A 13,617-nucleotide genomic window follows, 5' to 3' on the forward strand; every position below is an offset into this window, starting at 1 on the left:
TTTGGATCAAGCCGTCTCGTGTACGGCTTCGCGCCAATGGCGGCGGCATAACGACACGTAGCGTTCATTGCCGCCGATTGACACTTGATCGCCTGCCGTCAGAACCTGACCGCTGTCATCTTTGCGCACAACCATCGTTGCTTTTTTCCCGCAAAAACAGATCGTGCGGACTTCGCGCATTTCATCGCAGATCGCGAGCAGGGCGGCTGATCCGGGGAACAGTTTGCCTTGGAAATCGACGCGTAGACCAAAGCACATGATCGGCACGTTCAGATCGTCAACGGCCCGCGCCAGTTGCCAAACCTGATCTTCGCCTAGAAACTGCGCCTCGTCGATGAACACGCAAGCACAGGGGCCGTCTGCGAGCCGCGCTTGGATCTTGGTAAACAGATCTTCGCCGGGTGCAAAAGTATCAGCGGTTTCCCCGATCCCGATCCTGCTCGCAATCCGGCCTTCGCCCGCGCGGTTATCAAACTGCGCAGTCAGCAAATACGTCCGCATCCCGCGTTCGATATAGTTATGGGACGCTTGCAAAAGCACAGTCGATTTGCCTGCATTCATCGTCGAGTAATTAAAGTATAGTTTAGCCATGCCCCCAAATAGCGTCGCCCGGTGACCAAAGGCAAGATCGTCATCGTTCCTTTGGTCGCCGAGCGTCAGACCCAACCACCGACCGTGAGTGGCCAGTTGGTAGGAAACTGGCTGCACAGCGTATTTTGGCTATGTGCTGCGCAAAAGCGGTCAGGCCTAACGTGCGTCCTGTCCAAGGACGCTTTCCAAATGACAAAAGAGTTGAAGCCGCTTAATGGGAATGAGAGAATGCTTTTCCCCTCCATTGCCTAAGGTACATGGTCCGGAGTAAGGTGAAAAAAAGTGTAGGGAATGAAATGACCAAGTTTAATGGTTACCTGAAAAAGCATACCGAAGCCTTGGTAAAGGACGTCGGAATCGAAAATGCGTGTAAGTTAACAGGTAGGTCCAAGGCCACGTTAGGCCGATATTATTCAGACAGCGACGAACATGCGGACCGGTTCATGCCGGTGGATGCTGTTTGCGCACTAGAGGCCGCGGCGTCTTATCCGCATGTCACGTCTGCGCTTGCTGAAATGCGCGGAATCACAATGACTTATAACGATCAACGCCCGAACAAAGAGGGCGGCATCAATGCTGATGTGATCATGTTAAGCCAGCGCTTTGCGATGTTGATGGGCGAATACAATTTGTCGATCGAAGACGGTGTTATTTCTGCGAACGAAGCAAAGAGATTGCTGCGTGAAACACTGGCGCTGCAGAAGGTGCTGATCGAAATGAAATTGCACCTCGAAGATGAACACGAGTAGTAACACGCATCTCGCGACACTCGATTTATCGGATCTACCCCTGATTGTGCCGGGTGCGTTGCAACCAATCGACGTTACGTCACTTTCAGGGCCGGATGCGCCGCAACACCCGCCGCGCATCCTGATCCTGTACGGTAGCCTGCGCAAAGGCAGTTTTTCGCGCTTTGCTGGCGAAGAAGGTGGGCGCATTTTGCGCGCTCTTGGCTGCGATGTGCGATTCTATGATCCGACGGGGCTAGGCTTGCCGGACGATCCGACTGCCAACATGGACAAGGTGCAGGAACTACGCGACTTGGTGATGTGGTGTGAAGGCATGGTCTGGTCCAGCCCCGAACGCCACGGCGCGATGACCGGCGTGATGAAAACGCAGATCGACCAAATCCCGCTGTCGCCGATTGGTGGCATTCGTCCGACGCAGGGAAAAACTTTGGCCGTGATGCAGGTTTGCGGTGGCTCGCAATCGTTCAACACGGTTAATCAACTGCGGATTTTGGGGCGCTGGATGCGCCTAATTACGATCCCGAACCAGTCGTCGATCCCCGCCGCTTACAACAAATTCGAGAACGGTCGCATGATCGCGGGGCCGCATTACAATCGCATCGTTGATGTGATGCAGGAACTCGCCCGTTTTACTGTGATGACGCGCGGACGGCCCGAGTTAACGGATCGGTATTCAGAACGGGTCGAATCCCTTGAAGAGGTCAGCGCCCGCGTGAGCAAGATTTAAGCCCGCGTGACGATTACCGATCCCACCGAATAGCCCGCGCCAAACGAGCAGATGATGCCGCGTTCGCCCGGTTGTAGGTCGTCTGAGTTCTGTGAGAATGCGATGATTGATCCGGCAGACGACGTGTTCGCGTAGTCCTGCAAAATGTTCGGTTGCTCGCCTGTTTCAGGCTCGCGGCCCAGCACTTTTTTCCCGATATAATCGTTCATCGTCTTGTTTGCTTGGTGCAGCCAGAGCCGTTTCAGCCCGTCCGCTTGAATGTTTTCATCAGCCATATGATTTGCAATATGTTGGCTGACAAGCGGCAGCACCTCTTTGAAAACCTTACGTCCGTTTTGCATAAACTGCATGTCGCGACGGTCTTCCATCTCATCATGAGCACGGCGCAAGTAGCCGTTATTGTTGCGGATATTGTTGGAAAACTGCGTGGCACAACGGGTGGAATTCACCTTGAAATGTGGGCCCGTCAGGTCTTCATCACGCTCTAGCAATGTCGCCGTCGCCACATCACCAAAGATGAAATGACAATCCCGATCACGCCATTCTAAATGCGCGGAACAGATTTCAGGGTTCACAACCAGCGCCCGTTGGATCGATCCGGATTTGATCATGTCAGCGGCGGTCTGGATACCAAACGTCGCAGACGAACACGCGACGTTCATGTCAAACGCAAAGCCACCAGCGCCCAAAAGTTGCTGAATTTCGACGGCAACAGCAGGGTAGGCGCGTTCGTGGTTCGACGCGGCACAAATCACAAGATCAACGTCAGCAGCATCAACACCCGCCGCCGCAAGCGCCTGTTTACATGCGTCGACGCCAATTTCGGCCATGATACACGGCTCGTCGTCGCTGCGGGACGGCAGGCTAGGGGCCATGCGGTTCGGGTCGAGAATGCCGGATTTATTCAGAACGTAGCGTTGCTCAATGCCTGACGCTGCGAGAATGAAATCGGCCGAGGAATGCGGCACGGGGGACACATCGCCAGCCGCGATTGCGTCCGCGTTAATTGTGTTCTGTATGTCAGCGTATGCGTTGAACGCGACGACCAATTCGTCATTGGTGATCGTTTCAGATGGCGTGAAAACGCCGGTGCCCGTAATCGCGACTTTGAACATGTCTGCCCCCTTGATGAGACACGAGTTTAGCGAGGGCAAGGGGGCAAAGTCCATGTTGAATGGCATGGCTTTAAGTCGCGATGTCGCAACGTCGCGGGGCGTTTCGACCGATTTCGCGATCGGTGCCTTAGCGATTTCTCGCTAAGGCAGGTCACTTATCCTTGCAACGATCTCACGTTCACTTCGCCGCCAGCTTGTTCTTGCAGGGCAAGAGACACAGCGTGGCTCGCTGCTGCAGTCGTGAAATACGGGATCTTGTCATACAATGCGACGGCACGGATTTCACGACTGTCTTCAACGGCTTGCGCCCCTTCAGTCGTGTTCATTACCATTGCGATATGCCCGTCCTTGAGACGGTCAACGATGGTTAATCCGCCTTCGTAGACCTTGTTCACAATCTCGCAAGCGACGTCGTTTTTCGTCAACCAAGCAGCCGTGCCGCGTGTCGCTGCGATCTCGAAACCCAAGGTCGTCAAAATTTGGCAAGCCTCGATCATCGCGTCGGTTTTATCCATGTCTTTGATCGACAAGAACACGGTGCCGGATGTTGGCAGATCGACGCCAGCGCCCATTTGCGCCTTCAGGAATGCGCGGGCAAAGTTGCGATCCCAGCCCATGACTTCGCCTGTTGACCGCATTTCCGGCCCAAGGATCGTATCGACGCCGGGGAACCGCGCGAACGGCAGCACGGCTTCTTTGACCGAGAACCAAGGCGTGTTTGGATCGGCGAGCGTGAATGCGTCGCCCATCGGCAGCACGTCCATCGGGTTTTCCGACACAGGATAAGGTGCGCGCAGAGGGAAGTTCGACAGTGGTTCGCCCGCCATCAGACGCGCCGCGATAGAGGCGATTGCGCTATCCGTCGCTTTGGCCACGAAAGGCACGGTGCGGGATGCACGGGGGTTCACTTCGATTAAATAGACCTCTTCGTCTTTGACCGCGAACTGGATGTTCATCAGACCAACGACATTCAAAGCCATGGCAAGTGCTTCTGTTTGCTTGCGAATTTCCGCGATCATCGCAGCAGACAAGCTGTGCGGCGGCAAGGAACAAGCACTGTCGCCAGAGTGAACGCCAGCTTCCTCGATGTGCTGCATGATGCCCGCGACATGCGTCGCTTTACCGTCGGACAGACAGTCAACATCGACTTCAACCGCGCCAGACAGGTAGCTGTCGAGCAGAACAGGGGACTTGCCAGAGACGACAACAGCCTCGGAAATGTAGCGGCGCAACTGATCCATATCACGCACGATTTCCATCGCACGACCACCCAGAACAAAGGACGGACGGATCACCAGCGGGAAGCCGATACCTTCGGCAATATCAAGCGCCTCTTGGTCTGTGGACGCAATACCATTAACCGGTTGTTTCAAACCCAGTTTCTGGACAAGTTGTTGGAAACGCTCACGATCTTCAGCCAAATCAATCGCGTCAGGCGTGGTGCCAAGGATCGGGATACCTTCGGCTTCCAGCGCATTCGCCAATTTTAACGGTGTCTGACCGCCGAACTGAACGATAACGCCGTGCAAAGTGCCATTTTCCTGCTCAACGCGCAGAATCTCCATGACATGTTCGAACGTCAGCGGCTCGAAATACAATCGATCAGAGGTGTCGTAGTCGGTCGAAACCGTCTCTGGGTTGCAGTTAATCATGATCGTCTCGTAGCCCTGCTCGGTCAGCGCATAACAGGCGTGACAGCAGCAATAATCGAACTCGATCCCTTGGCCGATCCGGTTCGGACCACCGCCAAGAATGACGACTTTCTTGCGATCAGACGGACGCGCTTCGCATTCCACGTCGCCCATCACAGGGGCTTCGTAGGTGGAATACATGTAAGGCGTCTGCGCCTCAAATTCAGCCGCACAAGTGTCGATCCGTTTGAAAACAGCCGTCACGCCAAGGTTCTGACGGGCGCGGCGCACGTTGTCTTCGTCGCGGCCAGTCAGTTTGGCAAGACGAGCATCGGTAAAGCCCATCATCTTGACAGCACGCAAACCTGCTTCGGTAACGGGCAAGCCGTTAGCCGTGATTTCTGCTTCTTTTTCAACGATTTCGCGAATACGGGCAAGGAACCAAGGATCAAATTTTGTGACCGCATAGATGTCGTCATCAGCAAGACCGTGACGCATCGCTTGGGCAATCACGCGGATACGATCCGGTGTTTGCTTCGCCAACGCTTTGGTGATCGCGGCAGCCTCAGGTGCGCCGGGAATGTCGATTTCGTCAAATCCGGTCAGACCCGTTTCCATCGACGCGAGCGCCTTTTGCATGGATTCGTGGAAGGTCCGGCCAATCGCCATCGCTTCGCCCACTGATTTCATCGCAGTGGTCAGATAAGGCTCTGATCCTGCGAATTTTTCGAATGCAAAGCGCGGAATTTTCGTGACGACGTAATCGATTGTCGGCTCAAAGGACGCAGGCGTGACGCCGGTGATGTCGTTGTCCAACTCGTCGAGTGTATAGCCAACCGCCAGTTTTGCCGCGATTTTAGCAATCGGGAAACCGGTCGCTTTGGACGCCAATGCGGACGAACGGGACACGCGCGGGTTCATTTCGATCACGACCATGCGGCCATCATCAGGGTTAACAGCCCATTGCACGTTCGATCCGCCAGTTTCGACGCCGATTTCACGCAAAACGTTGATCGAGTGGGTCCGCATGACCTGATATTCTTTGTCGGTCAGCGTCAGGGCAGGGGCCACAGTGATGGAATCACCTGTGTGCACGCCCATTGGATCGACGTTTTCGATGGCGCAGACGATGATGGCGTTGTCAGCTTTGTCGCGGACAACTTCCATCTCGAACTCTTTCCAGCCGAGAAGTGATTCATCGACAAGGATCTGGCCAACCGGGGATGCTTCCATGCCCGTGCGGCAGAAATGTTCGTATTGATCGCGGTTATATGCAACACCGCCACCAGTCCCGCCAAGGGTAAAGGCAGGACGAATGATGGCGGGCAGGCCGACATATTCAATCGCATCAATCGCAAGCTGAAGACCCGCGTGGATGTCGAATTTACCAGCCGCATTTTTCGGCGCAGTGACGATAGTCGCCTTTGGGTTTTCAATGCCGAGACGATCCATCGCTTCGCGGAAAAGCTTGCGATCTTCTGCCATTTCAATGGCTTCGCGGTTCGCGCCGATCATCTGCACGCCGAATTTCTTCAGGACGCCCATTTCTTCGAGAGCCAGAGAGGTGTTCAAACCCGTCTGGCCGCCCATCGTTGGCAGCAACGCATCTGGGCGCTCTTTCTCGATGATTTTGGCGACAACTTCGGGCGTGATCGGTTCGATATAGGTCGCATCAGCCAGCCCCGGATCAGTCATGATCGTCGCAGGGTTGGAGTTGACGAGAATGACGCGGTAGCCTTCTTCGCGCAGGGCCTTACAGGCTTGGGCGCCGGAATAATCGAATTCACAGGCTTGCCCAATCACAATAGGGCCTGCACCGATTATCATGATCGACTTGATATCATCACGTTTTGGCATGGCAAACCCCTGAGTATGTGCAAATTGTCCTGCGTTATAGAGTTGGTGCAGTCAGGCGCAAGCGCGATTCTCGACTTTTTTCGCAAGGGCGAGGCTAAGCGATTTTTCGAGAAAAATCGGACGCATTTTCGCGAAAATGCGGTGCCTCCGGCGGGGATTTAGAAAAAGCCAAAGAAGCGGGGCCTTGGTTTGCTTGACTTTGCCTGTGCAACAAGGTGTAGACGGGGCAAATTCGTCTCTTGAAGGACCTTATAATGCACGCCTATCGTTCCCATTCCTGCGCCGCCCTGACTGCCGCCAATGTTGGCGACACCGTTCGCCTGTCTGGTTGGGTCAATCGGGTACGCGATCACGGCGGCATCTTGTTCATCGATTTGCGTGATCACTACGGCATTACGCAAATTTTGTGCGACCCTGATTCCGACGCTTTTGCCGATGTAGAAAAAGTGCGCTCTGAATGGTGTATCCGCATCGACGGTGAAGTGAAGGCGCGTGCGCCCGAGTTGGTGAACGCAAAGCTGCCAACAGGTGAAGTCGAAGTGTTTATCCGCGCAATTGAAGTGCTGGGTGAATCCAAAGAATTGCCACTGATGGTATTTGGCGATCAGGAATATCCTGAGGAAACACGCCTAAAGTACCGCTACCTTGATCTGCGTCGTGAGGCGATGCAGGACAACATGAAGCTGCGTTCTGACGTGGTTGCATCGATGCGCAAGCGGATGTGGGACAGCGGTTTCCGCGAATATCAGACGCCGATTATCACGTCGTCGTCCCCTGAAGGTGCGCGCGACTTTTTGATCCCGTCCCGCCTGCACCCGGGCAAATTCTATGCGCTGCCACAGGCGCCACAGCAGTTCAAGCAGTTGATCATGGTGTCTGGCTACGACAAATATTTCCAGATCGCCCCATGTTTCCGCGACGAAGACCCACGTGCCGATCGGTCGCCGACTGACTTCTACCAACTCGATCTTGAAATGTCGTTTGTAGAGCAGCAGGACGTTTTCGACACGATTCAGCCCGTTCTGACAGGCGTTTTCGAGGAATTCGGCAAGGGCCGCAAAGTTGATCAAACGTGGGAACAGATTTCCTACCGCGATGCCGCCTTGTGGTATGGATCGGACAAGCCCGACTTGCGCAACCCGATTAAAATGCAGGTTGTTTCCGAGCATTTTAAGGATTCTGGTTTTGCGATTTTCGCGAAATTGCTTGAGCAAGACGGCACCGAAGTCCGCGCGATTCCTGCCCCAACTGGTGGTTCGCGCAAGTTCTGTGATCGCATGAACGCTTTCGCCCAGAAAGAAGGCCTGCCCGGTATGGGCTACATCTTCTGGCGTGAAAAGACTGCTGACGCGGTGGCCCAAGAGCTTGGGATCACAGTGAAAGAAGCGACCGCCAAGCTGAAGTCCGGCGAAGTTGAAGGTGGCATGGAAGCCGCTGGACCGCTTGCCAAAAACATCGGTCCAGAGCGTACCGAGGCTATTCGTCAGCAATTGGGTCTTGGCCTTGGCGATGCGGCGTTCTTCTTGGGCGGCAAGCCGAAAGCGTTTGAAGCCGTGGCTGGACGTGCCCGTGTTGTGATCGGCGATGAACTGGGTCTGACCGACACAAACCGCTTTGCTTTCGCGTGGATCGTCGACTTCCCGATTTACGAGCGTGACGAAGAAACCGGCAAAATCGACTTTGAACACAACCCGTTCTCGATGCCGCAAGGTGGGATGGCCGCACTTGAAGGCAATCCGGAAGATGTGCTGGGTTTCCAATACGATCTGGCCTGTAACGGCTACGAGTTGGTGTCCGGCGCGATCCGCAACCACCGTCCTGAAATCATGTTCAAGGCGTTCGAAATTGCGGGTTACGGCGCTGACGAGGTTGAAAAACGCTTTGGCGGGATGGTTAATGCGTTCCAATACGGTGCGCCGCCACACGGTGGTTGTGCCGCTGGGATCGACCGGATTGTGATGTTGCTGGCGGATGCGACGAACATTCGCGAGGTCATCATGTTCCCGATGAACCAACGTGCCGAAGACTTGATGATGGGCGCGCCCAACGATCCGCAGAACGAACAGCTGCGTGAATTGAACCTGCGCGTGTTGCCTGTCGAAAGCTAAAGTCTTTCCCTGAATTGAAAGGCGCTGTGACCAGAATTGGCGCGGCGCCTTTTTTGTATCTGGCCCTAGGGTTGGGGGGCAGGTCTGCATTAAGTGAAACCATACTTACGAGGAAAACGCTTATGTCCCGATCGCTAGGTCCTGTAGTCGAAAACTGGACACCCGCTGCACGGCCGTATGATCTAACGTTACGCGGGACTTGGGCGTCGTTGCGCATGATGGATGCGGGCCGAGATGCGGCTGGTCTCTGGGACGTGTTCAAGGATGCACCTTGGGTTTGGGACTATCTTTATGGTGTGGCCCCATCAGATGAGGCGGCGTTCACCGAGATTATGCAGGCGAACGCGTCCCGCACATCGCAGCCGTGTTATACGATCAGCGCGGCGGATGATGCGGCCCCGTTGGGCTATGCGTGCTTTTGGACGGTTGTGCCTGAAATGGGCTGCGTCGAAATCGGAAACGTGAACCTGTCGCCTGCCTTGCAACAAACGCCCATCGCAACCGAGGCGTTTTTCCTGATGATTGATTGGGCGATATCAAACGGGTATCGGCGGGTTGAATGGAAATGCAATGCGTTGAACATGCCATCGCGTAAGGCCGCGCAACGGTTGGGTTTTTCTTACGAAGGTGTGTTTCGTAAGCATGTCGTCGTGAAGGGCCATAACCGCGATACGGCATGGTTTGCACTAACAGATGATGATTGGCCTGCGTTGCGCTCCGCGTTTGTGACATGGCTTCACGCGGATAATTTCGACGCCGACGGCCAGCAACGGACATCGCTTGCACAGTTGACCCAACCCCATTTGGTGCAGTCCGATCCGATTACATGAAGTCAGCACTGGCGAGGCGGGCCTGCACCAATGCGGCAAGTTGCGCGATCTGCGGCTTTAGCGGTTCGCCATTACTGCGCCGTAAGGCCAGTGCATTCACGGCCGCACCCAAATCGGGGTCAGAAACACTACGCGCAACACCGCCAAGGAACTGCGTGACATAATCAATCGCAGCTAATTCTTGCCCACCATCTAGCACTTGGGCCACGTGGCTCAGGTCATCGTGGAACGCGATCATGTCGGGTTTCACCTGTTCATCGCTGAGCAAACGCGGACCAGGAGGCTGTCTGTCTTGCGGCAAATGCGCAAGGATCGCGTCCTGAAATGCGGTCAGCGACAGGATCGGTTTCGCCAGAAAACCATCAGCACCGCTGTCCATCACATCACCCGCAAGCGTATCATCGCCGCTGGTGCCAAGGATCACGTCGATCCGTGGGGATGCGTTGGCCATGTCTTTGATTAACTTTAACCCCGACCCATCTGGCAGGCCGACATCAACGATCATCACACAAGGCCGATAAATACGCAGATGTCGTTCGGCATGCGATAGGCTATCCGCCCGCCTAATTCGCGCCCCCGATCGCAGGCAAAGCAGCCGAATAGCTTCGCTTGCAAAACGGCTATCCTCGACCACCAGAACCGTGAGCCCCAGTAGGGGCCGCCGCGCGGTGGCGGGTTGGTGTAGGAATAAGCCTTCTGTGCCGTCCATGTCGTTCCCCGATTCTCAAAACCTCACCTATTGACGCAGCACAAGGTGAACAGGCGATTAAGACCCGCCAGAATGCCGCAGCGTTGCGGCCTTTTCGTCAATTGCGGGAATCTGTGCTGGCTGGCATAAGGTGATGACACATGAAAATAGGAGACCTGACATGATCGGTCGCTTGAACCACGTTGCTATCGCTGTCCCTGACCTAGAGGCCGCAAGTGCGCAGTACCGCAACACGCTGGGTGCGACTGTCGGCGCCCCGCAAGACGAGCCGGATCATGGTGTGACGGTCGTGTTCATCGAACTGCCGAACACGAAGATTGAATTGTTATACCCGCTAGGTGATGAATCTCCGATTAACGGCTTCCTCGAAAAAAACCCGAGCGGCGGCATTCACCATATTTGTTATGAAGTGGACGACATCCTGAAAGCCCGCGATCATTTGCTGGCGGAAGGTGCGCGTGTTCTGGGCTCTGGTGAGCCGAAAATCGGCGCGCATGGTAAACCCGTGCTGTTCCTGCACCCCAAGGATTTCAACGGCTGTTTGGTCGAACTCGAACAGGTCTAATTACGACAAGCGCGTAAATATAACGTTAAGAAAGGTCCGAAATGGGCATTACATCTGCGATTGTGCTGTTTGCCGTGATTTGGTTCATGGTCTTCTTTGTCGTATTGCCGCTGCGCATGGTCACGCAGGGCGAGGACGGCGAGATTGTGCCGGGCACGCACGCCTCCGCGCCCGCCCATCCGCAGGTCAAACGCAAGGCCAAGATCACGACATTTTGGGCCATTGGATTGTGGGTCATAATCGCCGGAACGATCCTATCCGGCGCCATTTCGGTGCGCGATCTCGACTGGTTCCACCGTATGGCGACACCAGAGGTTAGCGCTGATTAAGCCTATGAAACAGATGGGTAAATGTCGCAGCGCCTAAGATCGGTATGACGAGATTTACCAGTGGGATCGACAGCGGCACCGCCATCAGGCACCCCGCCAGCCAGATCTGTCCCTTATGCTGTTTGCGCAATTCTTTCGCGCCTTCGCGCCCCAACCGCCGCATCGCAGCAATCTGGAAATATTCACGCCCTAAAAGATAGCCGTTCAGACCGTAAAAGATCGCAAATGACATGAACGGCAGCATCGCATAGATGAACAACGCGAGAATATTCGCGCCAATCAGCACGCCAAGGAACAGCACCGTGTCGCGAACGCCGTCAATAAATGGCACGCGTGGCACCGGTTTGAGGCGCGGATAGTGTTTATCTTCAACCGCTTGGGCGACGTCGTCAAGAAATAGAGATGTGATTGCCGACGCCACCGGAACCATGAGGAATATCGACAGGATCATCATGATCCCAAGCGACCCCCAACCGAGCAAATCCCCGACCCACGTGACCGGCCCGTCAATGCCCGGAATGTCGATGCCTTCGCCGGTTGTTGCCTCGATAAACCACAAGATCAACGCGTATGCGCCGACTAGCAGCGCAATTGTCAGCCCAATCCCCAGCCAGAGAACCCGTCGAAAACGTGGATCGGGAAGCTGGGCGAGCGCTTTCAAAAAGTCAGTAAAAATCACGATGAAACCCATGTCGTTATAGCGTCAAGATCGGGGCGGGGGCGCTCGGGAGGCGCGGACGTTTCGGTCCCGATATGGATGAAACCGGCGACGGATTCGTCTGCGGCGAGGCCCAGCCCTTGAGTGATGAATGCCTTGTCGTGTGACGCCCAACCGGACAGCCAATTCGCGCCCCAACCCGATGCTAGCGCGGCATTCAGCAGGGATAGGCAAACGGCACCTGCGGAATAAATCTGCTCAATCTCAGGGATTTTTGGCGATGGTTTCGGGCAGTGGATGACTGCCACAGCGAGGTCGGAATTGGCGTATTGGTTAACCGCTTTGGTGATAGTTTCGTCATCGTGACCAAGGGCCGCACCACGACTAGCCACCAGCAGCGACAATCGCAAAAGTGCGTTTTTTTCCAACACGATAAAGCGCCAAGGTTCCAGTTTCCCATGGTCAGGAGTACGCGCCGCTGCGGTCAAGATCACGCTTAGCGCGTCACGGTCTGGCACCGGACCTGTTAAGGTTTTCGCGGGCCGCGATCTACGTGTCAAAAGAAAGTCGAGGGCGGCGGGATTAGGCGTAGGCATTCGGGTTCCGATCATCGTTTGGCGTATTATAGTGCTAAGTCAGCGCCTGCACCATATCCGTGATAATCCTGTCCAAATAAGCGTCAAACCGGGCATCCGGTTGCCGTTTTATCCAAGTTTCCCCGTAGGGATCGGGGGCGTGGATGGCACTGCCCGACATTTCGGCCAACACGGCATGACCACAAAATGGGACGTAGGTTTCGGAATAGCCGCCCTCGTGAACCATCAACAATTTGCCCCCACAAATATCGCGGGTCAGGTCCATCACGCGGGCGGTCATCGCCTGAAACGTACCTTGATGGGCCATGGTGCGGGATAACGGATCAGTCGCGGCGGCGTCAAAACCGCAGGCAATAATCAACACATCGGGGGCGAAATCGCGGATTGCGGGCAGGGCGAGACGGTCCATCGCATTCAAATATCCGGTATGACCTGTACCGGGAGGCAGCGGAATATTCAGGTTCGCGCCCAAGCCGTCGCCCTTACCGCGATGCGCAAAATCGCCAGTATCCAACGGGTAATTCCGCTCTTGATGCAGCGATACGGTTAGAACATCGGCGCGGTCATAGAAAATCGCTTCAGTTCCGTTGCCGTGATGAACATCCCAATCCAGCACGGCAAACCGTTTGGCAAGGCCAGCAGCCCGCGCTGCTTCAATCGCGATCGCGATATTGGCGAGCAAACAGAACCCGTTGGGAAAATCGGGCAAGCAATGATGACCAGGCGGACGGGACAATGCATAGGCATTATCCACGACACCCGTTAACACATCACTAAGAGCGGTTTTGGCAAGGCCCGCCGAAAGTGCTGCAATCTCGAACCCACCTTGCCCAAATGGGGTGCGTAAGCCGATCTCACCACCGCCTGCATCCGACATCTCTTTGAATTTGCTGAGGTAGTTCTGCGGATGCACACGTCGTAGATCATCCATCGTCGCGGGATCAGCGCCGCGCATATCAAGCTCACGCGCTAGTCCTGTCACCTCGATCAGGTTCTTCAGCCGCCGTTTTGTTTCGGGACTTTCCGGCAACCCGCCATCCAGCGGTTGCACCAGCCCACCGACGGGCAAGGTGCCTGCATAATTGCCGCCGCCGTGCCAAAAACAACGCTCATCCCAATAGAACCCTGTCGTCATGTGGTGCCGCCTTTCGT

13 protein-coding genes are annotated in these 13,617 nt (G+C 55.3%); 6 read left to right on the forward strand and 7 right to left on the reverse strand.

Annotated elements, in window-relative coordinates:
- Nucleotides 1–6: 6 nt before the first annotated feature.
- Nucleotides 7–591: a thymidine kinase gene (locus tag FHS72_RS02570; RefSeq protein ID WP_183525064.1), complete on the reverse strand. Its 585-nt coding sequence runs from the start codon at nt 589–591 to the stop codon at nt 7–9.
- A 296-nt stretch (nt 592–887) separates the two neighbouring features.
- Here FHS72_RS02570 and FHS72_RS02575 point away from each other — a divergent pair, with 296 nt between their 5' ends.
- The gene (locus FHS72_RS02575; RefSeq protein WP_183525067.1) at nt 888–1,340 is read left to right on the forward strand and encodes a phage regulatory CII family protein; all 453 of its coding nucleotides are present in this window, start codon (nt 888–890) and stop codon (nt 1,338–1,340) included.
- On the forward strand, nt 1,327–2,067 hold the full coding sequence (gene arsH, locus FHS72_RS02580) for an arsenical resistance protein ArsH (protein WP_183525070.1): 741 nt from the start codon (nt 1,327–1,329) through the stop codon (nt 2,065–2,067). Before FHS72_RS02575 ends, arsH begins: the two co-directional genes overlap by 14 nt.
- Here the strand turns inward: arsH and FHS72_RS02585 are convergent.
- Nucleotides 2,064–3,182: a beta-ketoacyl-ACP synthase III gene (locus tag FHS72_RS02585; protein ID WP_183525073.1), complete on the reverse strand. Its 1,119-nt coding sequence runs from the start codon at nt 3,180–3,182 to the stop codon at nt 2,064–2,066. The two genes, arsH and FHS72_RS02585, sit on opposite strands and share 4 nt — an antisense overlap.
- Before the next feature lie 155 nt (nt 3,183–3,337).
- Nucleotides 3,338–6,670, reverse strand: coding sequence for a carbamoyl-phosphate synthase large subunit (gene carB / locus FHS72_RS02590; RefSeq protein WP_183525076.1), 3,333 nt, complete (start codon nt 6,668–6,670; stop codon nt 3,338–3,340).
- Between the two features lie 254 nt (nt 6,671–6,924).
- On the opposite strand from carB, the gene aspS reads away from it, so the two are divergent.
- On the forward strand, nt 6,925–8,778 hold the full coding sequence (gene aspS, locus FHS72_RS02595) for an aspartate--tRNA ligase (RefSeq protein WP_183525080.1): 1,854 nt from the start codon (nt 6,925–6,927) through the stop codon (nt 8,776–8,778).
- Nucleotides 8,779–8,900: 122 nt separating this feature from the next.
- Nucleotides 8,901–9,608, forward strand: coding sequence for a GNAT family N-acetyltransferase (locus FHS72_RS02600; RefSeq protein ID WP_183525083.1), 708 nt, complete (start codon nt 8,901–8,903; stop codon nt 9,606–9,608).
- Here the strand turns inward: FHS72_RS02600 and FHS72_RS02605 are convergent.
- Nucleotides 9,601–10,317 carry a response regulator gene (locus FHS72_RS02605; protein ID WP_183525086.1) on the reverse strand — a complete coding sequence of 239 codons (717 nt, stop codon included), beginning with the start codon at nt 10,315–10,317 and terminating at the stop codon, nt 9,601–9,603. The genes FHS72_RS02600 and FHS72_RS02605 overlap by 8 nt on opposite strands.
- A gap of 160 nt (nt 10,318–10,477) precedes the next feature.
- Between FHS72_RS02605 and mce the strand changes: the two genes are divergently transcribed.
- A complete protein-coding gene (mce, locus tag FHS72_RS02610) occupies nt 10,478–10,882 on the forward strand; it encodes a methylmalonyl-CoA epimerase (protein WP_183525089.1) in 405 nt (134 codons plus the stop codon).
- Between the two features lie 41 nt (nt 10,883–10,923).
- Entirely contained in the window at nt 10,924–11,211 is a 288-nt protein-coding gene (locus FHS72_RS02615; RefSeq protein ID WP_183525092.1) for a DUF1467 family protein, read from the forward strand.
- On the opposite strand, the gene FHS72_RS02620 is transcribed toward FHS72_RS02615, so the two are convergent.
- Genes FHS72_RS02620 through FHS72_RS02630 form a run of 3 tightly spaced genes read right to left on the reverse strand, consistent with a single transcriptional unit; the run spans nt 11,198 to nt 13,600 of the window.
- Nucleotides 11,198–11,890 (reverse strand): EI24 domain-containing protein, encoded by a 693-nt coding sequence (locus FHS72_RS02620; RefSeq protein WP_183525096.1) that lies wholly within the window; start codon nt 11,888–11,890, stop codon nt 11,198–11,200. The genes FHS72_RS02615 and FHS72_RS02620 overlap by 14 nt on opposite strands.
- A complete protein-coding gene (locus FHS72_RS02625) occupies nt 11,887–12,465 on the reverse strand; it encodes a nitroreductase family protein (protein ID WP_183525098.1) in 579 nt (192 codons plus the stop codon). Before FHS72_RS02625 ends, FHS72_RS02620 begins: the two co-directional genes overlap by 4 nt.
- Nucleotides 12,466–12,499: 34 nt before the next feature.
- Nucleotides 12,500–13,600 carry a class II histone deacetylase gene (locus FHS72_RS02630; protein WP_183525102.1) on the reverse strand — a complete coding sequence of 367 codons (1,101 nt, stop codon included), beginning with the start codon at nt 13,598–13,600 and terminating at the stop codon, nt 12,500–12,502.
- Nucleotides 13,601–13,617: the final 17 nt, after the last annotated feature.

Origin of the sequence: Yoonia ponticola, assembly GCF_014199395.1 — a bacterium.
Lineage (GTDB): Bacteria > Pseudomonadota > Alphaproteobacteria > Rhodobacterales > Rhodobacteraceae > Yoonia > Yoonia ponticola.

Bases quoted from the DNA above. Each gene is read 5' to 3' on its own strand.
- FHS72_RS02615 (WP_183525092.1), top strand. From the start codon at position 10,924: ATGGGCATTACATCTGCGATTGTGCTGTTTGCCGTGATTTGGTTCATG.
- FHS72_RS02600 (WP_183525083.1), top strand. From the start codon at position 8,901: ATGTCCCGATCGCTAGGTCCTGTAGTCGAAAACTGGACACCCGCTGCA.
- aspS (WP_183525080.1), top strand. From the start codon at position 6,925: ATGCACGCCTATCGTTCCCATTCCTGCGCCGCCCTGACTGCCGCCAAT.
- arsH (WP_183525070.1), top strand. From the start codon at position 1,327: ATGAACACGAGTAGTAACACGCATCTCGCGACACTCGATTTATCGGAT.
- FHS72_RS02575 (WP_183525067.1), top strand. From the start codon at position 888: ATGACCAAGTTTAATGGTTACCTGAAAAAGCATACCGAAGCCTTGGTA.
- FHS72_RS02570 (WP_183525064.1), bottom strand. From the start codon at position 591: ATGGCTAAACTATACTTTAATTACTCGACGATGAATGCAGGCAAATCG.
- FHS72_RS02630 (WP_183525102.1), bottom strand. From the start codon at position 13,600: ATGACGACAGGGTTCTATTGGGATGAGCGTTGTTTTTGGCACGGCGGC.
- carB (WP_183525076.1), bottom strand. From the start codon at position 6,670: ATGCCAAAACGTGATGATATCAAGTCGATCATGATAATCGGTGCAGGC.
- FHS72_RS02585 (WP_183525073.1), bottom strand. From the start codon at position 3,182: ATGTTCAAAGTCGCGATTACGGGCACCGGCGTTTTCACGCCATCTGAA.
- FHS72_RS02605 (WP_183525086.1), bottom strand. From the start codon at position 10,317: ATGGACGGCACAGAAGGCTTATTCCTACACCAACCCGCCACCGCGCGG.
- mce (WP_183525089.1), top strand. From the start codon at position 10,478: ATGATCGGTCGCTTGAACCACGTTGCTATCGCTGTCCCTGACCTAGAG.
- FHS72_RS02625 (WP_183525098.1), bottom strand. From the start codon at position 12,465: ATGCCTACGCCTAATCCCGCCGCCCTCGACTTTCTTTTGACACGTAGA.